General features: G+C 36.3%; 19 protein-coding genes and 1 pseudogene. 8 read left to right on the top strand and 12 right to left on the bottom strand.

Features of this window, described 5'->3' with window-relative positions; genetic code table 11:
- Positions 1-65 precede the first annotated feature (65 nt).
- From hemA to ABDZ84_RS10830, 6 genes and pseudogenes are all read left to right on the top strand, one after another.
- Positions 66-1046 (top strand): annotated as a pseudogene (gene hemA / locus ABDZ84_RS10855) (5-aminolevulinate synthase); the annotation flags it as partial.
- On the top strand, positions 1043-1978 hold the full coding sequence (locus tag ABDZ84_RS10850; RefSeq protein ID WP_343781459.1) for a DMT family transporter: 936 nt from the start codon (positions 1043-1045) through the stop codon (positions 1976-1978). The pseudogene hemA and the gene ABDZ84_RS10850, both read left to right, overlap by 4 nt.
- Before the next feature lie 476 nt (positions 1979-2454).
- Positions 2455-3000 (top strand): VrrA/YqfQ family protein, encoded by a 546-nt coding sequence (gene vrrA / locus ABDZ84_RS10845; RefSeq protein WP_051388355.1) that lies wholly within the window; start codon positions 2455-2457, stop codon positions 2998-3000.
- 68 nt (positions 3001-3068) lie between these two features.
- A complete protein-coding gene (msrB, locus tag ABDZ84_RS10840) occupies positions 3069-4040 on the top strand; it encodes a peptide-methionine (R)-S-oxide reductase MsrB (protein ID WP_026681960.1) in 972 nt (323 codons plus the stop codon).
- A 54-nt stretch (positions 4041-4094) separates the two neighbouring features.
- Positions 4095-4301 (top strand): DUF6501 family protein, encoded by a 207-nt coding sequence (locus ABDZ84_RS10835; RefSeq protein ID WP_026681961.1) that lies wholly within the window; start codon positions 4095-4097, stop codon positions 4299-4301.
- A 112-nt stretch (positions 4302-4413) separates the two neighbouring features.
- Positions 4414-4992: a histidine phosphatase family protein gene (locus ABDZ84_RS10830; protein WP_026681962.1), complete on the top strand. Its 579-nt coding sequence runs from the start codon at positions 4414-4416 to the stop codon at positions 4990-4992.
- On the opposite strand, the gene ABDZ84_RS10825 is transcribed toward ABDZ84_RS10830, so the two are convergent.
- Positions 4987-6177 carry a M14 family metallopeptidase gene (locus ABDZ84_RS10825; RefSeq protein ID WP_121605116.1) on the bottom strand — a complete coding sequence of 397 codons (1191 nt, stop codon included), beginning with the start codon at positions 6175-6177 and terminating at the stop codon, positions 4987-4989. The genes ABDZ84_RS10830 and ABDZ84_RS10825 overlap by 6 nt on opposite strands.
- Positions 6178-6370: 193 nt before the next feature.
- Between ABDZ84_RS10825 and ABDZ84_RS10820 the strand changes: the two genes are divergently transcribed.
- Positions 6371-6610: a ferredoxin family protein gene (locus ABDZ84_RS10820; RefSeq protein WP_021291327.1), complete on the top strand. Its 240-nt coding sequence runs from the start codon at positions 6371-6373 to the stop codon at positions 6608-6610.
- 53 nt (positions 6611-6663) lie between these two features.
- Here the strand turns inward: ABDZ84_RS10820 and ABDZ84_RS10815 are convergent, their stop codons facing one another.
- Both ABDZ84_RS10815 and ABDZ84_RS10810 read right to left on the bottom strand, forming a co-directional pair.
- A complete protein-coding gene (locus tag ABDZ84_RS10815; RefSeq protein WP_121605117.1) occupies positions 6664-6963 on the bottom strand; it encodes an RNA polymerase alpha subunit C-terminal domain-containing protein in 300 nt (99 codons plus the stop codon).
- Positions 6964-7043: 80 nt separating this feature from the next.
- Positions 7044-7316, bottom strand: coding sequence for an acylphosphatase (locus ABDZ84_RS10810; RefSeq protein ID WP_318279834.1), 273 nt, complete (start codon positions 7314-7316; stop codon positions 7044-7046).
- Positions 7317-7452: 136 nt separating this feature from the next.
- Here ABDZ84_RS10810 and ABDZ84_RS10805 point away from each other — a divergent pair, with 136 nt between their 5' ends.
- Positions 7453-8985 carry an FAD-dependent oxidoreductase gene (locus ABDZ84_RS10805; protein ID WP_318279833.1) on the top strand — a complete coding sequence of 511 codons (1533 nt, stop codon included), beginning with the start codon at positions 7453-7455 and terminating at the stop codon, positions 8983-8985.
- Positions 8986-10047: 1062 nt separating this feature from the next.
- On the opposite strand, the gene ABDZ84_RS10795 is transcribed toward ABDZ84_RS10805, so the two are convergent.
- The 9 genes from ABDZ84_RS10795 to ABDZ84_RS10755 form a co-directional block, all read right to left on the bottom strand.
- Entirely contained in the window at positions 10048-10446 is a 399-nt protein-coding gene (locus tag ABDZ84_RS10795; protein WP_166530427.1) for a DUF3221 domain-containing protein, read from the bottom strand.
- 320 nt (positions 10447-10766) lie between these two features.
- Positions 10767-12464, bottom strand: coding sequence for an FAD-dependent oxidoreductase (locus ABDZ84_RS10790; RefSeq protein ID WP_343781453.1), 1698 nt, complete (start codon positions 12462-12464; stop codon positions 10767-10769).
- A 752-nt stretch (positions 12465-13216) separates the two neighbouring features.
- Positions 13217-15085 carry a PTS fructose transporter subunit IIABC gene (locus tag ABDZ84_RS10785; RefSeq protein WP_026681969.1) on the bottom strand — a complete coding sequence of 623 codons (1869 nt, stop codon included), beginning with the start codon at positions 15083-15085 and terminating at the stop codon, positions 13217-13219.
- A 31-nt stretch (positions 15086-15116) separates the two neighbouring features.
- The gene (gene pfkB, locus ABDZ84_RS10780; protein ID WP_026681970.1) at positions 15117-16034 is read right to left on the bottom strand and encodes a 1-phosphofructokinase; all 918 of its coding nucleotides are present in this window, start codon (positions 16032-16034) and stop codon (positions 15117-15119) included.
- Positions 16031-16786, bottom strand: coding sequence for a DeoR/GlpR family DNA-binding transcription regulator (locus tag ABDZ84_RS10775; RefSeq protein WP_026681971.1), 756 nt, complete (start codon positions 16784-16786; stop codon positions 16031-16033). Before ABDZ84_RS10775 ends, pfkB begins: the two co-directional genes overlap by 4 nt.
- Before the next feature lie 703 nt (positions 16787-17489).
- Positions 17490-18302 (bottom strand): DUF899 domain-containing protein, encoded by an 813-nt coding sequence (locus ABDZ84_RS10770; protein ID WP_026681972.1) that lies wholly within the window; start codon positions 18300-18302, stop codon positions 17490-17492.
- Positions 18303-19018: 716 nt separating this feature from the next.
- Complete coding sequence (locus ABDZ84_RS10765; protein ID WP_343781450.1) at positions 19019-20455, bottom strand: DUF6179 domain-containing protein; 1437 nt, start codon at positions 20453-20455, stop codon at positions 19019-19021.
- Positions 20446-20922 (bottom strand): DUF6323 family protein, encoded by a 477-nt coding sequence (locus ABDZ84_RS10760; protein ID WP_166530423.1) that lies wholly within the window; start codon positions 20920-20922, stop codon positions 20446-20448. Before ABDZ84_RS10760 ends, ABDZ84_RS10765 begins: the two co-directional genes overlap by 10 nt.
- A gap of 416 nt (positions 20923-21338) precedes the next feature.
- On the bottom strand, positions 21339-22253 hold the full coding sequence (locus ABDZ84_RS10755) for a class I SAM-dependent methyltransferase (protein WP_026681974.1): 915 nt from the start codon (positions 22251-22253) through the stop codon (positions 21339-21341).
- Positions 22254-22624: the final 371 nt, after the last annotated feature.

The following is a 22624-nucleotide window of genomic DNA, read 5'->3' as shown; positions in this document are numbered from 1 at the left end:
TGAAATGGTGCTTGATTAATTCTAAGAAAACAAGAGTATTTTGAAGATAATTAAAGTATATAGAGGGAGGAACCCATAAACATTATAATAGGTTAGAATCGTCACTTGCGGATTGGCATAACAAAGAGGCAGCGTTAGTTTTTCCAACAGGCTATGGATCAAATGATGCCACATTACAGTGCTTACTTCGTCTGTTGCCGGACTGCACCATATTTTCTGACGAACTTAATCATGCTTCAATCATTAATGGAATTCGTAGTACTAAGGCTGCCTGTGCAGTTTTCCGACATAATGATGTGAGTCATTTAGAAGAACTACTTGTAGAACAGCTAATTGATCAACCAAAAATTATTGTTTTTGAATCCGTTTATTCCATGGACGGAGATGTCTCTCCAATTAAAGAAATTTGCGACCTTGCAGAACAGTATAATGCTTTAACATTTATCGATGAGGTCCATGCTATCGGTATGTATGGTCCAAGAGGAGCGGGGAAAGCTGCGGAATTAGGAATAGAACATCGTCTTGATATAATTCAAGGAACTATGGCGAAAGGAATTGGTGTTATAGGTGGGTATATTGCTACATCAAATGAGATAATTGACGTCATTCGATCTTTTGCATCCGGGTTCATTTTTACTACATCTTTGCCCCCATCTATTGTGGCAGCTTGTAATGCCAGTCTTGAGCATTTAAAAGCATCAAATCATGAGAGAGATGTTTTACATAGAAAGACGAAAATATTGAGAGAGGAACTCAATCGTGCGGGCATCCCTATAATGAAATCTAGTGAAACTCATATCCTCCCTGTCTTAATCGGTGAAGCTCAAAAGTGCAAGGATGCGGCAAAGCGCTTACTAGAAAGGCATCGTGTCTACTTACAGCCTATTAACTCACCAACCGTTCCTGTCGGAACAGAGCGCTTTCGTGTTAACGTTACTCCTAATCATACTGAGGAGCAAATCTTACAATTAAAAGATGCTTTGATTGAGGTTTTTAATCATTTTGATATTGTGTTTGTGGAACAGTCAGATGTGACTATGCAATGACTATTTTTATGTACATTTTCTGTCTCCTTGTATGGGGGTTAAACTTTATAGCTGTTAAAATTCAAGGTACACCTATCAGTCTTGAAGTGTCATTAACCTACCGTATTGCAGGGGCTGCGTTGTTATTTGTTATCCTGGCTTGTTTGTATCGGCCATCTGGCCGACCTTCACGCAGGGATACTTTACCCATTATTATATTTGGGGCTTGTAACTTTGCTTTGAGTTATCTTTTATTATATTATGGCACAATCTGGAGTTCTGCAGCGCTGGTGACTCTTATGTTTTCTATGAAAGCTATATTGACTCCTATTGCATTGCGCGTATTTCTAGGGGAGAGGTTACACCTTAGAATACTTATAGGTGGAATAATTGGTATGATTGCAGTATGTATTGTTATTTATCCTCTTTTATCCGAGCAATTTAATCTTGCTCAATTAAAAGGGGTAGGTGTCGCATTACTCGGTACCTTATTAACATCGGTAGGTGATGCAAGTTCAGCACGAAATGCCAACCGAGGAATTAATCCTGTCTACTCAAATAGTTTCGGTGGAGTAGTAGCAGCACTCCTATTATTTATTATTTGTACTTTCCAAGGTCAGGATTTCTACCTCCCAACATCAATTTCTTATCTTGGTGCATTGGTATGGTTAACAGTTTTTGCGTCCTTTGTTGCATGGATGTTCTACCTTAAACTTGTAGAACGAATCGGAGCGTCCTTAAGCAGCTACATGGTAGCTCTTTTTCCTGCTATCGGAGGGATTGCCTCCGTAATAATCAGGGACTCCCAACCAACTTTATACTTATTTTTTGGATGTCTATTCGGTTGTATTGGCGCTGCAATCGCAATGGGGCTTCGCTTTCCTTTTCCTTCTAATAGAAGTGATAAAAAAGTTAAACAGCATCAGTTATACTCTGATAAAAAAGTAAACTAATGAGCTGATTTTATAATTTCCTAAACTGTTAATAAACGAAAGATAATTATTTTAAAATAATTAGGTGGTTACCCCAAAAGTTAGAGTTTATACTGTGTAGCTGATTGGCTGGATTGAGTGCGATATTCATCTATATATAAGGAATAACTAAAGCTTGTTAGATAATATAATGATAAGCGTATGTGGTTTTCTAGCTTCCTCCTATTTACGCTAATACTAGCATGGAACTGTATGGTTTTCCTCCAGTTCGGTATTTTAATCAAACGTTTGTTTAATATTTATTATTTCAGTAAATAAACCAGAATTCGGCAAAAATGGCACTGGATTTAGGGAAACATGTTAGTTTGTGCGGTTGCCCGGGAAATATTTCGCTCATATGTATGATATACAGTTCTATAAGAACTACCGCCTACACCTTTTTTCTGGGTTTACGTACAATACTATAAATGATTTAGTTAGGTATAGGGGGTAATGATATGGTATTTCCATCTAATCAGCCAGGTAATTTTCCGTTTAATATGCAGCAAGTAAATCCAGGAAATATGATGTACGGTAATCAATTTCCGAGAGCTTTTCCAGGAAGGGGGTTTCCAGGGGCATCCATACCTGGAGCTCAACAAGCCGGAGGAGGCAATTTACGAAATCTGCTTAGCTTTTTACGACCGCAATCTGCTGCTGGAACAGGTGCTGGATTTTTAAGCAATGGGGTAGGTGGTCTGTCTGGAACATTAAATAATGTTCAACAAGTTTTAAAAATGGTGCAAAGTGCTGCACCGATCGTGCAAGAATATGGGCCTATGGTGAAAAATTTACCTGCTATGTATAGAATGATGAAAGCATTCAATTCAATGGAAAGTGGAGATGGTAATCAAAATGATTCTGATGAACAGTCTACCGAAGAGGATTCCCTTATCGAAAGTAGTGCAGAACTGTCAGAAGATGCATTACAACTGACATCAACGGATCGCGTTTCCGAGCGAAATTCACAGCCTGGTCAGTCTGTTCCGAAGCTGTTTATTTAATTTTTAAGGCTCCCAGCTTGATTTTTTCTTCTATAAAAGGAAAAATAGAAGAAAATGCTGAAAAGGGAATGATATATGTGCGTAATACAACGAAAGAGTTTGCGACTTTCGCTGGGGGTTGCTTTTGGTGCATGGTCGAGCCATTCGATGAACGTCCTGGTATTATCAGCGTAACATCGGGTTATACTGGTGGCACCGTAGAAAATCCTACTTATGAACAGGTTTGCTCCAATACAACTGGCCATGTGGAGGCTGTACAAATTGAGTTCGATTCATCTATAATGCCATATAAAAAGTTAGTTGAAACATTCTGGCAACAAATCGACCCTACAGATCCTTATGGTCAGTTTCATGATCGTGGAGAATCATATCAAACTGCTATATTCTATCATACTGATGAGCAAAAGCAGATAGCCGAAGCATCTAAACAAGAATTAGAAAATAGCGGAAGATTTTCAAAGCCAATCGTCACCAAAATACTTCCTGCAAAGCCATTTTATCCAGCTGAGGAAGAGCATCAAGATTATTATAAAAAGCAATCCTTTCATTATAGATTGTATAAAAAAGGATCGGGTAGGGAGGATTTCATAAAGAAAAACTGGCGAAATAAACTTGATAAAAGTAAGTTAAAAAAACAATTAACATCCATTCAATTCCATGTAACACAGGAAAATGGAACAGAGAGACCATTTCAAAATGAATACTGGAATAATGAAGAGGAAGGGATTTATGTAGATATTGTTTCTGGGGAACCCCTGTTTTCTTCTACGGATCAATATGATGCGGGATGTGGTTGGCCAAGCTTTACCAAGCCCATTGATTTGTATCAGTTGAAAAAGGAAATAGATTCGACGCATGGAATGGTAAGAACGGAAGTAAGAAGTAAAACCGCGGATTCCCATTTAGGTCATGTATTTGAGGATGGTCCAAAGGATAAAGGCGGACTTCGATATTGTATAAATTCCGCAGCCATGCGATTTATACCTAAGGACAGGCTAAGGGAAGAAGGGTATGAGGAATATCTACGTTTGTTCGAGTAAACGACAAGTTGACAATATAAATATTATGTAAACTTAAAAAGGGGAGTAACGATTATGATTCATCTAAATTGGGAAGAACGAGAGACAATCAAACGACTAAAATGCGTACATGCTGATGCAAAGAAATTTATTGTGGACAATAAGCTCACACCAGGAAAAGTATATGATGTAAAGAATGAGACGGATGAATTCTACTTTATCATTGACAACAGTGAACGAATTGCTGGATTTAGAAAAGAATACTTTGAAGAGGTAAAATAACAGGGGAATTTCCCTGTTATTTTTATACATGAATACTAATATTTCATAAAAAATGGTATACTAAAGATAATTGGTGTTATCATACTATTCTGTTTTAAATGGAGGGTAATGAATGGAACAAGCAAATTTAACAGAAAAAAAGATTTATTTGGTGCGACATTGTTCAGCTCATGGTCAACATAGAGACTCTCCATTAACAACGAATGGTTTACAACAAGCAAATCAGCTAGCTGAATTCTTTTCGAATTTAGATGAGGAAATTGATCATATTATTTCTAGCCCTTATCTACGAGCAGTCGATAGTATTAAGCCCTTTGCAAATAAAGCTCAACTTACAATACATGTTGACGAGCGGTTAAAAGAACGAATATTAAGTGAAGATCCAATAGACGATTGGCTAGATGTCCTGGAACATTCGTTTCAAGAGTTGGATTTTTCACTACCTGGTGGAGAGTCCTCCAATGATGCAATTGAGCGTGCGCATGAAGTGATTGATCAGATGAAATCGACAACTTTTCGTAATATTGTTATTGTTAGTCATGGAAATCTACTTTCTCTATTACTTCACCGATATGATCAAGCTTTTGGTTTTGATACATGGAAAGCAATGCAAAATCCTGATGTTTACACATTGCAATTAGGAAGACAAATAGTCCGACCAGTACAAGTGGATTGGAAATCAGATTTATAGGTAAAGGTTTGCTAATAAAATTCCTAATGTCTCCTCGTATATCTCAGGGAATTGTTCAAACGGCAATGGATTAACACCCGTACCTAATTCAATTGTGAAACCAGGCTTTCTGAATTCTTGGATAAACCAATCCCTATAGCCTGCATAACTGTCAATATATTGCACAGGAAGGTATCCACTGACACGTGCATACTCATTAACAATTTGTTCAGATTCAGGAGGTTCAAGTCCTTCAAACCCCCAATAAATTTCTTCACCTTGTGTATGTAAAGCATTGACAATGGAGAAATTCCTTTCATTGGCCAAATCTGCCATTGTTATTGCTTCCGGCTCAGTCATGGGTTCATAACCTGGGAAATCTCGTGGTTGAGGTGAAGTTGGTTTTCTCTCTACTTCTGTTTCCCAACGTGCAGGATATTGTTTGTTTAAATCCACTCCTTTAATATTTGCTTTCCAATTTGAAAAATTAGTGTTTTGATGATTCATTTCTAATACTTTTGTTTCATAATCTCCTGCAGCTTTTGCTCCATTAATAACGAGATTAACTCCATCAGGATTTACCATTGGCACTACGGATAGTTGAGTCGTTTGGTATAAAGGTAGAGTGAACCTGCCACGAATGGGATTGTGATTGGTTAGCGATAGTGCATACTCATTAATGAATTTCATAATAACAGAAGTAGTTATCCATTCATTTCCATGGAAGGAGCCGTTTAAATGAACGTCGTTTGAACCTCTTCCAATTTGCAACTCTACAATTTCCTTTCCCATTACAGACTTCCCAATGGATTGTTGAAACATAAACGGATAAATAGCTTGTAAGTTATGTAAATCCTGTTGAAACTTTTCATACGTATACTTGTTTAAATCTGTAATAATCGCGGATCTAACTTTCTCTGGAAGTAGAATGGTTTTTCCGATCTGTAAATTCATCGGTTGGATCGTTGGGTTCAATAAAGCAATACTATCTACAGGTATATTATTGGTTATTGCTATTGTCCACAATGAATCATTTGGCTGAATAGAGTAAGTGATCGTACGGTATCCTGGTAGCAATACTTGCATGCCGGGTTGGAGTTGGTTTGCATTTACCCCACGATTTGAATCTTCGACTAGTGGTAACGGAATACCAAAAAGCTGGCTGTAATACCATAAAGTATCCCCTTGGCGAACAGTAATTTCCATTGTATTCTCTCCCTAATAGAACGAATACTAAATCATATGTTTATATTAGTGAAAAATGTGTAGAATGATGGAATAATCCATAGGAAATTCAACAATATTACTTTTATTTTTCAACTTATATGCGTTATAATAACAATTATATCATAAGCTATTTTGTAATGAGTTTACTGATCGGAAGAAGGAGGAGAGAAACTTGGCATTTATTATTACATCACCTTGTAAAGATGAAAAAGCAGGAGAATGCGTAGAAGTTTGTCCTGTTGATTGTATAGAAGAGGGAAAAGACATGTTCTTTATCGATCCAGATATTTGCATTGATTGTGGAGCTTGTGAAGCTGTTTGTCCTGTTGAGGCCATTTACATGGAAGATGAAGTACCAGAAGAAGAAAATGAATATATTGCATTAAATCGTAAGTTTTTTGAAGAACAATAATGAACAAGCCGTATCCTATGTATTTGTAGGACGGCTTGTTTTCAATTGACATATCATGAATCCTTGAAATACAAGCCTGCTTCCTCTAATGCACGTTTAAGTATAGGTATACTGCTTGGACCTATGCCATGTAGCTTTAGAATTTCGCGCTCCGTATAATCAGAAAGTGTTTCTAGTGTAGTAATGTGTTCATTTTCAAGTGCTCTCCTTGCTGGTGCTACAAGACGTGATAGAAATCCTGTACGTGGTGCTCGTTCTGCCTCGCAAATAGGACAGCTAGGACAATCTGAGCTTTTATAGTATGTATGGCCATTGCTACATGTCCTAAGCGTTTTTTTAGAACGGGTCTTCATCTGTTAATCCCCCTTTTAACGGTAATTGCTTGTCAGGTAAACGTTATAGTATCCATTATTTGCTAAATGGATTATCTATATTAGCTTTTAATAGAAAAGTTTCTATAACCATAATTTTTATGCGTTGACGTCTGATCAATCTGCTCAACGCGAATAACAGGTGTTAATCCGTTTTTTAATGCTTGAATAAACTGATCTACTTGATCCGGGTCACCTTCAGCATCTAATTCGACCGTACCATCCTCATTATTCCTTATCCAACCAGTTATTCCTAATTCATCAGCTTTTTGTTTAGCGGTATATCGAAAACCCACTCCTTGTACTCGTCCACTTATGATAGCATGTGTCCTCAATATCATCACCTCACGTAACATTTATCCTTACATGAAAATTATACACTTAATTATATCATCATTAACTGAATAGAGTTAAATAAAAAGGAGTAGGTAGGTTAATACTATAGATAACTAAGCAATAGGAGTGGGAATATTGACGAAAACACAGATGCCTCCTGAATCACATTCGTTTTGGAGAGAAACATCATTACCGAGCTTTCCAACGTTAGAATCATCTGTACATACAGATGTTGGAATTGTTGGTGGCGGCATTACCGGAATTACTGCTGCATATATTTTAGCAAAGCAAAACATCAACGTAACACTAATTGATGCAGATGTAATCGTAAATGGCACAACTGGTCATACTACTGCTAAAATTACTGCTCAACACGGATTAATTTATGATGAATTAATCAAGCATTTTGGTTTTGATAAGGCTAAATTGTATTATAAAGCTATGATGGAGGCTAAACAATTTATTGAAGATACGATAAAACAGCTGGATATTGATTGTGATTACAAAAAAGAAGATGCTTATATATATACAAATTCTGATCAATGGAAGTTGGATTTAGAGAAAGAAAAGCAGGCGTATGACCAGTTAAATATCGAACATGAATGGTCAAAGGAAATGCCACTAGACATTCCAATTAAGTCTGTTCTGCAAATGAAAAATCAGGCGCAATTTCATCCATTAAAATATTTAAATAAGATGGTTCATGCGTGTAAGGAGCTTGGCGTACAATTTTATGAACATACGACAGCTATCGATGTTGAATATAATAAATATCCATCTATCGTGACTAAAAGGGGACATCGGATCAAGTGTAAACAGGTTATTTGTGCATCTCATTTCCCTTTTTATGACCGAAATAGCTTTTATTTTGCTAGAATGTATACGGAACGAGCTTATATACTGGCTATACAATCAAATAAACCGTTTCCAGGTGGGATGTATATTAATGCGGAGTCACCAACAAGATCGGTACGATCAACCAAGTGGAATGGGGAAGACCTATGGCTAATTAGTGGCGAAAATCATAAAACTGGACAAGGAAAATCAACACGTAGTCATTTTAAAGCATTGCAAACGTTTGCTAACGAATATTTTCATGTGGATCAGATAAAATATCGATGGTCGGCACAGGATATAACTACCTTAGACAAAGTTCCTTATATAGGGCCTATTAAAAAATCAGAAGACGCGGTTTTTGTTGCAACCGGATTTCGTAAGTGGGGGATGACTAATGGTACGGTTGCTGCAAAAATAATTAGCGATTACATCTTGAAGCAGTCAAGTCCATATCACGAATTATTTACACCGTTAAGGTTTAAAGCAGATCCATCCATTCGAAAATTCGCACAAATGAATGCAGATGTAGCAAAGCATATGATTCAGGGAAAGCTTGATAATACTAGAAATAATTCGATTGAATTGGCTAGAGACCAAGCAACTGTAACACGAATTAATGGAAATCGTACGGGTGTATATAAAGATACTGAAAATAATTTGCATGCTGTTGATACAACATGCACGCATTTAGGCTGTGAGGTTGAATGGAATTCTGCTGAGCGCACGTGGGATTGTCCTTGCCATGGTTCCAGATTTTCCTATTCAGGAGAAGTGATCGATGGGCCAGCAAAACAGCCATTAAAACAAATTGATCCATCTAAATTAAATTGAGTTAGAAACTGAATAAAATCGCTATTGGATCTCATAGCGATTTTATTTAATATCTCACTATCTTAACAATACTTAGTTTATGAGATGGAAAATAAATTTTATCTTTGACTTCCTATAATATATATTATGTAAACTAGAATTTTCAAATGAACTAAATATAAAAAAGAAACTTCTCTTTCATTACAATTGGAGTTTGCTCATGCAAGTCGTTCATGTATAATTCCGTACTTCAAATTGTCACACATAATCTATTTGAACATCTTTTTTCTTTAATATATTTCCTATTGCACATCCTTTATTTACGGCCGTAGATCTTCGATTTACTAATTGTATTTGCTCCTCTGCATGAGGAGTTGATTGCTTTTGAATCCATCGTAAACTGTACAATTGGCATCTTTCTTGTATCAAAAATTACGTGTCTAACAAAATATTAAATTTATTTTTAAGTATTTGATGATATTGTTGCTCTGTTATTTCTTTTTAGATTTCTTTCCATGCAAGATTTCTGTAAAACTTAGTGCAATATGACCGTGATCAATTAATTTGCAAATAATACTCCCCTTATTTACTGGCGATTCAGGATGCTATATTACCATATTTTGTATATAATTCACTTTTTTGTCATTAATCGCGTTTAAATAAAAAGCATAACCAATAGATCAGGTGTCAGTAAGGTCTGAATCGAGAAAATGCGAGGTTTCCCCATTCTTCCCTTTTTTCATTTCTAATACATGCGTTCCTTTTTCTGTATTTATAAGGAAATAAATTTACTATTTGTAAAATAATGGTATGTAAATCTTCAAATTTCACATTTTCTTTTGGTGTAATTTGTAATTTTGAGAAAAACTTTTTTTGTAATTCAGTTAACACTATATCTCACCTTCCATTTACAGAAAAAATATGCGTTTAAATATATGACAAATAGTATGTACGGTATACAACTTGACACATGTCAGAGTCTGTGTCGCACTAATTATTAGAAGCCGATTTGAATAGAAATCGGCTTCCTACTTAATGAAGCTTAAAACAAAGATATCTTTACATCTTTATTAAGGGTACGTTTTAATCAGCAATTTTTTCAATAGTAGGCATAACAGCAATTGGTGGAATGGAGAAAGTCCAACCTGCTGAGAGTATATTTACCTTTTCACCTAATTGATAATGATCCTCAGCATAAATAGGAACTCTTAAAATTTTATTTTGAGAAGCCAATTTCCACCAATCATCTTGATACGAAAGTGCTTCTTCTTTTGTAGTTGTATTTGCAACAACTAGATAATTACCATCCACTGAAATAACATAACCTGTAAAGGGTATTTGTTCTTGTTTCTTGATCGTAGTATGTGTTGTATAATTCGCGGAAGCCTCATTAGAATCCGCAAAAGCGGGAGTAATGCCAACAGTTAATCCACAACCTAGTGCTACAGTAGTTGCTACGGTTACTAGTTTTTTTGTAAACATAATAAATGATCTCCTTTATAATATATTTTTTTGGTACGTTTATATATTTCTATTTAAATATGTTTAAACCTCTATATATTCAAAAATTTAACAGTTTTGTCATAAATATTATAACATGTGATATAATGCTAGATTATTTTTTCAGACTAGTAATTAAAAAAAGCCTCCGTGAGGAAGCTGAGTAGTTAAGAATCTGCTTTATAGAATATATCGACATTTATTATTTTATCGTATTTAATCTTTACTAAATTTATACGAAAATAGACCAATGAATCTTTTCAAGAGAATGGGAAAATAACACCAATGTCAACAAATTACGTTTATTTAAAGTTATATTCTGTTACGATTTTCTCTCTGCCTGTTACGAGATCATTAAAATATTCATATAAATTAATACCAAGATAGGAGCCGGATATATTCAATACGTTAGTAAAGCCTAAGTTTTGTAAGGCCATTACCATGTTATAACTACGTTGACCTGAGCGACAATGAACATAAACTGGTTTATCTTTTGGAATTTCATCAAGCCTATTTCTAAATTCACTTAATGGAATATTGATTGCATTTTTCAAATGGCCAGCATGATATTCATTTTTTTCACGAGCATCAATAATGAATGCACTATTCTCCACTAGTTCGCGAACTTGAGACACTTTTACTTCACGATATTTTCCGTTTAATTGATTTAGTGCCACTAGTGCCGCATGATTTACAACATCCTTAGCTGTGCCTAACATTGGAGAATAAGTCAATTCTAGATCTTTTAGATCATCTAATGTTCCATTTAAAGTAATCATCGTTGCAATAACATCGATTCGTTTATCAACGTTCCCTTTACCAATCGCTTGCGCCCCAAGAATTTTGCCTGTCGGTGTTTCATATACTAACTTAAAGTGCATAACATTGCTATTGGGTATTAAACCTACTTTGTCGCCTGGCATGATATAAACAGAATCATAGCTAAATCCTGCATCTTCTGCTGTTCTTACGTTCAATCCCGTTGCTGCTGCATTTAGATCAAACAAATGAATGGAGGACGATCCTATCACACCTAAGTTTCGATTTATTATACCGCAAATATGATCTGCTACAGCTCTTGCTTGTTTTTGGGCAGGTCCTGCTAAAGCAAGACGTGTTGGTTTATGCAATAATCGATGATACACTTCAATAGTATCTCCAACTGCATAAATATTTGTATCACTTGTTAAATAATTATGGTCTACTTTTATAGCACCAGTTTCACCAATTGCAAGACCAGCATTTTCCGCTAGTTTTGTTTCAGGCCTCACGCCAATTGCTAATACCACTGCTTGTGCATCGATTTGTTTACCAGATTGCGTTTCGATAAAATTATTACCAATTTTAGCTAATCCATCATTGACTATTAAATTTATACCATGATCCACCATTTCCTTGTGAAGGATTTGTGCCATATCATAGTCATATGGTGTCATGATTTGATTAGCAAATTCTATTACGGAAACATGGATACCAGCTAAATGAAGATTTTCTGCTATTTCAACTCCAATAAAACCCCCACCTATTACGGCAACATCTTTTAGGTCATTTTCTTTCACATAAGCATTAAGCCGTTGGATATCTACTACATTTCGAACCGTAAATACGTTCAACTGGTTACTTCCCTCTATTGTATTTGGCCGAATAGGTGCTGCACCTGGAGAAAGAACAAGCTTATCATAATGTTCTTCGTAGGTGTGATCAGTTGTTGTATCTTTGACTATAATCAATTTCTTATCGCGCTTAATCTCGACGACTTCATTATTAACTCTTGCTTCGATATTATAGCGGTCTTTAAAGGTTTTTGGACTTGATAATACCAATGATTCGCTATCTTCAATAATGCCACTTATATAATAAGGTAAAGAACAGTTAGAAAAGGATATATGTGGACCTTTCTCAAACATAATAATTTCTGCACTCTCGTCTAATCGTCTTAGTCTTGCAGCAACTGAGGCTCCTCCAGCTACTCCTCCTACTATTAAAATTTTCTTTGCCATAATACCACTCCTTATCTATTAAAGTACGGAACTGAGAAATTCTTGTAATACCATATGGGGTATTATTTTATCAAAAAAATTATAAGACGTCTTCTTCAATCATATCGATTACTTTAAGGTTTTTAACTAATTATGTAGCACGGGAACTACTCAATCCAGAAAGACTATTAAGAATGTAATACTATTCGCTCTTTTTTTATGTCTACCCAAGAGGGATAATACCAGTAGTTTATCTGTCTTTTAGAGATTTTTTTCTAAGGTTCCAGTGCTTTTACCAGTTTGTCAGCATCTTAAACACATTCAACTACATTGGAGATAATAATGAAACCATCAAAAGGGGGAATTTCTTGATGCAATAATTGCTTAATAACTGATTTGCAGCCTTTATTCCCTTAAAATTCTTCTTAACTTTCCTACAATACGTTTTATTCTAATCCTCCAATGATCGCTATCATTCAATCGTTCCCATGTTTCAGTGAGTAATTATCATCTATTAAACTTATATTATACCCTTATAGGTATGTTGTCAATTATAATATAACAAATAAACGGCCTTAAACCCCTTGGAATAAAGAGTAAAGGCCGCCTAAGCACAATTTTTATTTCCGCTGTCTATTTTGACAGAAGGAAGTTTATAATTCTGGTTCGTGTTTAGATGAAAAGTGGGTTACCCAACGCTTTAAAGCTAGATAACTATTTAATAGAATTTATCGTTTTGAGATGCTTAATTTGGCTATGTCTCAGCTTCTTCCCTAACTTTTATTTAAAGGTTTTTTCCATAATCCAATCATTAATGCTGAGACAATAGATCCTATTGCAATTGCTACAAGATACAGTAGCCAGCTACCTTCTACTGTCGGAATAACGAATATACCACCATGAGGTGCTGGTAGACCGACCCCAAACAGTAAAGCTAAACCACCTGCGATCGAGGACCCTACCACAAGGGAAGGAATCACTCTTCCTGGATCTGCCGCAGCGAAAGGAATTGCACCTTCTGTAATAAAGAAAGCGCCTAGGGCATAGTTTGTTTTCCCTGCATCTCGTTCTTCCTGTGTGAATTTATTGCGGAAGAAGGTTGTCGCAAGTGCTAACGCTAGAGGAGGAACCATACCTCCAGCCATTACTGCAGCATGTGGGCCGAAGTTTCCTGCTTCAATCATGGCGATTCCAAATGTAAAAGCTGTTTTGTTAATAGGGCCTCCCATATCAACGGCCATCATACCACCGAGAATAAGCCCTAATAGCATGGCGTTCACACCGGACATACTTCCTAGCCAGCCTTCTAACCCAGACATGATCCAAGCAATTGGCTCAATGATAACGAAATACATGAGTAAGCCTGTAACAAAAACACTGATAACAGGATAAAACAGAATCGTTTTTATACCATCAAAGGATTTCGGTAAACCCGCAAGCAGCTTCTTCACTAGAACAACCACATAACCACCTAAGAAACCGGCAATTAAGCCACCAAGAAAACCTGCACCACCCATGGAGGCCATGAAACCACCAATCATAGCTGGGGCAAAACCTGGTCTATCTGCAATACTCATTCCAATAAAACCTGCTAGTACTGCTACCATTAATCCAAAGGCATAATCGCCACCTATTGCTTTTAATGCAGCGGCAAACTCGTTATACGTAGCGTGGTCTGGTTCCGCAGAATGAATACCAAAAAAGAAGGAAATAGCGATTAATACCCCTCCACCAACAACGAATGGAAGCATGTTGGATACACCATTCATTAAATGTTTATAGAAGCCTTTTCCTGTTCCGCCAGAGCTAGTACTGGAGTTATTTCTATCACCTTGATAGACAGGTGCATCACCTTTCCGTGCCATGTTAATTAATTCTTCCGGTTTACGGATACCGTCCGTTACTCCTCGTTGTAACACTTGCTTACCGGCGAAACGCTCCAATTCTACCTTTGTATCTGCGGCAACGATAATTGCTTTCGCATTTGCAATATCTTCTTCTGTTAAACGATTTTGCACACCATCAGATCCATTCGTTTCCACCTTTATCGAAACGCCAAGCTCTTCCGCTTTATCCTTTAAAGCATCTGCTGCCATAAACGTATGAGCAATTCCTGTTGGACACCCCGTTACAGCAAGGATTTCAGGACCGCTTGTTGAAGTAGCCTCTTCTTCTTTCCCTAGCTTTTCTTTTTCCTTCGCATCAATAATGTTGATGATTTGTTCCTCCGTTTCCACTTCCATTAACCTTTTACGGAAATCTTCATCCATTAATAAAGTGGATAATCTGGATAATGTTTGCAGATGATCATTATTTGCTCCTTCACTTGCCGCAATCATAAAGAATAAGTGGGCAGGCTGAGCATCTAATGAATCAAATTCTACTCCTGCTCTCGAACGAGCAAAGGCAATAGCGGGTGTCTTCACGGCACTCGTTTTGGCATGAGGAATCGCAACACCCTCTCCAATCCCTGTACTACTTTGTTTTTCTCTATTCCATATTGCTTCGATATATGCTTCTTTGTCATTCAGTCTTCCTGCTTGACCTAAGCGATCAGCCATTGCTTGAATAACATCCTCTTTTGAGTTTGCTTTCACTTCCAAAATCATAATATCTTGCTTTAATAATTCTGTGATATTCATAGACCTCATCCCTTCTCGATGATGTTTCTTTCTATATTGCTGTTACATGAACCTCGGCTAATAGTTTCTCGACCTCATCCTTTGTACACAATGTCTTAGAAAATGCCGTGGCACTTCCTGAAGCAACAGCGTATCTAGCCGCTTCAACAGCATTAGTGGTTTGCTGCCATTTATAAAGGAAGCCTGCTACAGATGAGTCCCCTGCACCAACAGAGTGAATGGCTTGTCCTTTTGGAGCACTTAGCTTAAAGGTTCCAGCTTCCCCTACATAAATAGCCCCTTCTTTTGCCATCGATACGAATACATGATCAATTCGGTTTTCTTCATGTAATCTCTTCGCAAGTCTAACAATGTCCTGATCTGTTTCCGCTTTTTCTGAAAATAGCTCTGCAAGTTCATAGTTATTCGGCTTAATAAATGCTGGGCTTGCTTTGATAGCTTGCTCTAAAGCCAATCCACTTGTATCTAAAATGACCGAAACACCTTGTGCGTTCAGCATTGTTATGATGGAATGGTAGGTATCATCAGGAAGAAAGGTTGGCAAGCTACCTGCTAGCACAACAATATCTTCGGTTGTTAAGCCTCGTAGCTTGTTTACAAACGAGTTGTAGTTTTTTTCTGTGATGGTAGGTGATTTTCCGTTTATCTCTGTCTCTTCATTACCAGCTTTTAGCTTTATATTAATTCTTGTGTCTTCTTGTAAGGAGACAAAATCATGGACGATGTCAACTTCTTCCAAATAATCTGTAATGAATTTTCCAGTAAAACCGCCAACAAAGCCCAAAGCCGTGCTTGTTGTTCCTAAGCGATTTAATACACGGGATACGTTAATACCTTTTCCGCCTGCTTCTTTGTAATCATCCTGACTTCTATTAATTGTTCCTTGCTCCACTAATTCAAGTTTTACAACATAGTCAACGGCAGGGTTCAAGGTTATGGTATAAATCATTGTGACACCACCTCTAAAGTTGTTAATTTTGCAATCTTTTCATGTTGTTCTGTTGATATCCCATCTGTTGTGATGATGGTGGCGTTTTCAATATTTGCTACACTTGCAAAGGATACTTCTCCGAATTTTGTTGGATCTGCTAATATAAAGCTTGCTTGTGATTGCTTGATTGCGGCTTGTTTAACATTTGCTTCCTCAGGATCTGGTGTGGTGAATCCTTGACTTGCATGAATACCATTTATACCGAGAAAGCATTTGTCAAAACGAAATTCCTTGATGGCATCAACCGCTTTTGTTCCAATTAAGGCAGCCGTCCCTTTTTTTGCCTTTCCTGAAATGACATATGTTTCGATTCCATACTCAATAAGGAGCTGTACATGTGGGATTCCGTTTGTGACAACGACAACTGACTTACCTTGTAGCAAAGGAATCATTTGCATGGTGGAGGTGCCTGCATCTAGGTAAATAGAATCTCCATCCTCAATAAAAGTGGCAGCTTTACTCGCGATCGCCTCTTTTTCTATTTGAAATTGTGCTGTCTTTTCTAAAAGTGTTGGTTCTTCTAGCTTCTTCTTTAACAGAGAAGCACCGCCGTGCACCCTTTTGATCAATTGTTTATTTTCTAATTCAGTTAGATCACGACGTATGGTTGATTCAGATGCCCCTGTTGACTCGCAAATCTGACGAACAGACACGATCTCTTTCGCTTTCAACAGTCCAATGATTAGCTCTTGACGTTCGATCGTTAACATTATAAGTATCCCTCTATTCATGAATTAATCGCTTACATAAATAATACAATCATTTTCATTCATAGTCAATCATAAACGATCAAAACCAATCATAAAAATCCTCCTGCTTTTGTAATATAAGGTGAGACATTCGTCAGTAGAGGATTACAAACAGTGGCTATGATGACATTTAGCAATAAATTTTCTATTTTATTTTTAGTCCTAGTTATATAGCTTTATTCAAAAGCACAGATAAAACGGATATTTGAATTTCCTCTTTCTCTAACTGCACATCTAAATTTGGGTAATGATTCTCTGCATACCCAGCCCTTTACTTTGTTTGTATCTCCGTAAATGGATATGCGTATATAATGTTATAATTTCACTCTCCCTACTCCAAAATTTAGACACACCAAAAAAGCGACATTTTGGTAGAGTAACTCCTTCAAAAGTCGCTTAGGTGTTCTACATATTTTATTATTACAGCATTTTGCTTACCTATAGCTAATGTGCAAAAACGGAGACATCCGTAATCTAAAAACATTTGAGATAAATACGTATATATCACACGTGATCTATTGGGCCATCATATATTTTAACTCCGATGTTTCTGTTTTTCTCATAACCCGTTGCGTTGAGGCAAAACAAGCTACCTCTCTTATCAAGACAAATCTATCGCTTCCTCTGTTAACTACTATTCATATACATAGATGAACTACATGGATTATAGATTTTTCTTTTTTGAAGGACAACAAGCATTCATTTCCAAAGAGTGTTCATATTCGTCATGACGACGAAGCCATGTCTTCCCATTGCCATCACTGCGTCCAGATGGATCTTCCCAATCCTCTTGCCTACCAAGAGCTGTTAAATCGAGGTAGTTGAAGGTTCCAATTAATATGTCAGTTCCACGGGCATAAGTGGTATACGTGTGAAAAATTCTATCACCATTGCGAAGAAAGGAACTGAAACCAGGAACTTCCATGGACTGTTCAGAATCGAGGGGTACGCCCTTTTCCATAAGCTCTTCTTTAGTCAAATAGTTGTATTCAATTGGAGTCACAGATTCGTCTAATGTAGCATGGAAATCATAATTAAAGTCACTATTAAAGGATGAGTACCAAGGAATGTCCCACCCCATACGCTTCTTATAATGTTGGATCTTTGAGAGTGGAGCACGGGATATCATAGCCAGTGACGTGTTTCGTGCATGTAGGTGAGACAGATGACCGACGTTGTCCGTAGCGAGAGAGCAAGCAGGACAACCTGCCTCCCAATCAGGGTCGAACATGAAGTGCTGCACAATCAGCTGCGGACGTCCTTCAAACAGATCAAGCAGACTTGTTTTACCATGCGGGCTATCAAAGACATAATCCTTGTTAATCTCTACCATTGGGAGTTGGCGACGCATAGCATTCAGTCTATCCCGCGCTATAGTGAACTCCTTCTCCTTTGCCAGCAATTCCTTACGAGCGATAAGCCATTCATCTCGTGAAACAATAGGTGGTAGTTGCAAATCCTTTTGGGTTTTTTTCATATAATCTGCTCCCTTTTTTGTTTTCTTCAGTTTAACGCAGATGATGACTACAGATTTCTTCTAATTTGCTAAAAATATAATCTTATTTCTTTTCCCTTTATTTAGCCAAATTACAGAACTTAAAAAGTCTAGCCTATACGAATATCATTTGATTTCGCTTCTTCCAAATCTATAGATGTACTTTTAAATATAGAAAAATATTGCCATTTACACAATATCATCAAGTCCTTATGAAAACGCTCATACTTGTTTGTTAGTTGCTTTGTTAAACATTGCGCACTTAATGCTATGCTTGCAAAAATAGTATGTTGCCCCCAGCATTAACTTATGACAATCTATTACCATGACTATTGAAAAAATAAATTGCAAAAATGTCTCATTATTCTTTTCAACATGAAATATGTTACCTCACAGATAATTGGCAATAATACCTCGTCTTCAAACTATTGGTAAGTGAGGGATCGACTGCAAGGAAATGTCTGATGGGTTCAAAGGCCTTTGAGTCATCCACTTTTGGTGCTACCAATCAGCGGGGGATAAATAAAACCCCCACTGATTGAATGTACACTTTATGAAATATATATTTTGTACATAACGATTAAATTTAATGATAGCCAAGCTGTTATAAATAAAGAGAATAACTGATATAGATTAACTTCCAAAAATAAGATTAGATGTATCTGTCTATACAATCATCCTCATTCTATAGGTTTTACTCAATAAAATGATAGATCTTCATAATCAATATCGTAGATAAGATGCTCAACAGCTTCGATCCGCTCACCATCCAACTGCTGCATAAATCCAATATAATGCATTTCCCACTCGCTCTCTGCTTCAACACCGTCAGCAACAACGAATCGAAAACCTCGAATATCCCCCCGTAATTTCTCGTAAAATACGATTTTGGCTAAAATAGCTAGTTCGACATCACCTAAGGTATCAAAAAGCGCATCATATTCATCAGCAAACAGACATCCTGAATTTAGTAAATCTAGGTAATCATGCAGTGAAACAAAATACCTTCGAATTAGTTGTACTTTTTTTTCTGTGTTGTCACTTCCAGTGATGCGATCTACTAAATTCCGCATTTGAATATCACTCATTCGATTATTCTCATTCAACATTAAGACCATTGGTTTTTTGTGCTCTTCGATTTCTCTAATAATCATTATCTCGAAACTACCGATTTTAGCTGCGTTATTTACCCTTTGAACCAATTCATTACGGTACAGATCAATATAATGGGTAAGTGCTTGATCCGTTTGTAGCTCTTTTTGTAACTGATTGATCGATTCATGAATCAACTTAGATCTTTGATCTGCACAACAGGCTATTAACATGCGGTTTAACTGTTTATATTGAGTTTCAGAGATTCTAACTTGACTGGCTTTCTTACCAGCTAGAAGTGAAAAAACAGCATTGTTTACCATTAATTCAAATATGTTAAATAGCTCTACGTGATAATTAAAGTGGTATATCTTCCCAAAATTCGTTAAGACATACATTAAATCCTGATGACTAAAAAATTGGCAGAACTTTGTCTCTATTCGTAGTCGTTCTAAATATTGTTTAATATAAATAACACCCTGAAGTCGCATATCATCAATGGCTAAAGGATAGTCGATACTAGCCATTGTATTTTGCGCCCCAAAAATAATATTATACTGTTTCATAAATACAGGTAATGATTCATCAATGGTCATATTATAGGCATCCACTGGCACAGCTAATCTTATCTTTTTCATTTCTTGATACAGTTGCTTTGCGTCCTCATAGTATTGGCGAAGTAATTCAACACCTTTAGCATGTATATCCTTTATGCTCTCAAAATTTAAATGAACAATAGCTTCTTCAGAGTTGTTAAAATGAAGGACATATACATCCATAGCGTATATCAGAGATACCATGATATCTTCCGCAGTTTCCGATGTCACCGACGTACTTTTCCCTTGAGTATACTTTCGTATCAATTGTTGCAGAACCTGCATAATCTCACCCTGTATCTGATAAGCCTTCTTACTGGTAATCGCTCCCACCCGCTGACCTTCCTGCAGAAGAGACAGTATATAGTTATTTCGTTTTAACCGAGATCGATCGATAATAATATTGGAAACTGAGCGAGAACAATCTTGTGTGTTATCTAATCCCACGCTGATTCATCACCTTCAAATAAAGAATCAAGACACATCATGTCCTTTTTGAAATTCTCTGCAAGTTCTTCCATTTTACTTCTTAATAGCTCTACAGATCCTGCGCAGGATCCATTAAAATAATCGTTCATCTTCATAATAAGTTTTATGTCCTCCACCTTATCTTCTGTTTCATTTCTAAGATAATAAAAAATCTCCTGGAGCTCATTAAGTGTATCAACATAATGATCCTTTTCCATATAAGGGGAAGAAGAAAATACCTTAATTAACTCCTGTAGCACTTCAATGCCCAGCTCAACTCTCGCATAGTCACGAAGTACTTTATTCCTGAACACAACTAATGTTTTTATATCATCTGGTGTGAGAACCAAGCCTTGTTCTTTAGTTTTTTCATTTAAACTGAGTAGTTCCATCACTGAGTTGGACTTGGGTAATAATTGGAAATTCAAAATATCAGATAAATTCATAGACGCTCCCCCCTATAGACCCGTTAAAAGGTTTGATTTTTTTACCTAAGTTGTTAAGAATTACCTTCAGGTTGTGTTTTAGTCATATAGTTTTTTTCTAGAGGCTAATATGGGATTTCGATAAAGAAGATATCCAGGTCTTAATAACGTCGTTGGTTTATAAGTACAGATGTGGCAGGAATAGCTTATATCTTATTATTTAATTCTTAACTCATTTTGTGTAATAAAAACAGGGTCAAAGCTTTACCTTTGCAACTATACCAAGGTGAAAATTCCTTTATTTAGGTAGCTCTCGAAAAAGCAAGGCAGGAAATATCCATTAACAGGAAATTTCCCAGGAAAAGCTTGCTTGAGAGTTATTTAGTCACTTTATAGGTACTTCCTTTTAACTGGTATTAAGTATCTTTTTATATGCTTTATTTTTTTATAGCATGCATGTAATGAATGATTTCAAAGGCTGATAGATAGTCTTTTCGATCGTTAAAATAAAGTTCATTAATTGTATCGGGTGCTAAATGTTCATTAATAAGTAAACCGGATTTTTCTAACATCCCCACAATTTCATCATAAGAAAAACATGACTTCATTGGTTCACCACTTGCTGCAGCGATTTTCACCATATTTTCGACCCTATTAAAGATGCCTTTTTCTTCAAAGAGTTTTTCGTCAGCATAATCAAAAACTATGGAACTTCCTGACGGGACTTTGGCGAATAAATTATTTATTAAATTTGAAATTTGTTCTTTCGTTAAATAATAAGAAACACCTAAAAGACTAAAGAAAGTTTTTTTAGTATCAAATCCTTCCTTTCTTAGTTGTTGATCGGAGAATGCTTTGGTAAAATCCATAGAAACAAAATGTAGATTACTTGGAACTTTAAAACCAGCTTCATCCAGTCTTTTTTTCTTAAATTCCTGTGTAGTAGAAAAATCAACTTCAAATATCTCTAAGGTGTTTTCCAGTTCTGGATGTCGAAAACAAAACGTATCTAAACCTGCACCAAGTATCACGTATTGTTCTAACTCTAACATAGCTTCATTAAGTAATACCTTTTCACAATACCTGGCACGAGCCAGGGGTGTTGGAGATAGTTGAACCTGTGTAATCCATTTTAATATTTCTTCTGTATCCCCTTTAAACTTTTTTGCGATATCATGGCTGAAGAAGTCTATGCCTTGTACCATATTTTCTTTGATATTATTAAATTCTTCCTGCGAAATTAACTCTTTTGCTATATAATCGTTAAAGATTTTAGGGGTATCAAACTGACTATGATAGGATCTGCCAAACGCTGATATTAATGAAGTTAAACTTGACTCACCTTGCTTCACACAAATACACTCCTTTATTTTGAACAAAAAAATAGAGTTCCCTTGGCCAAGAGAACTCTATTATATAATTTTATTTCATAAAAGTAAATTATAGCACAATTAAATTTTTTTGTCAAGTTTTTTAACTCGATTGATACTTAAAGAACTAAGCTTTACATAAATAACAAGATGACCCAATAATTTATAGCGCTAGCATTTACACGTCTATCCATTCCATGGTCTTAAAAAATGTCTAAAATTAGTTGTTTTCACTACTTGATAGTTGCAGGCATACAATGAAAGGGAATATTTTAGATAAATGAGGAGCATTCCTGTAAGGGAGAAATTTGAGGGGATATCGAAGCAGAGTCCGGATGCATAAAAAAAGCCCT

The sequence above is a fragment of the Virgibacillus salarius genome (genome assembly GCF_039521925.1).
Classification (GTDB): domain Bacteria; phylum Bacillota; class Bacilli; order Bacillales; family Amphibacillaceae; genus Virgibacillus; species Virgibacillus salarius.
This window is presented reverse-complemented; position numbering and strand designations above follow the sequence as displayed.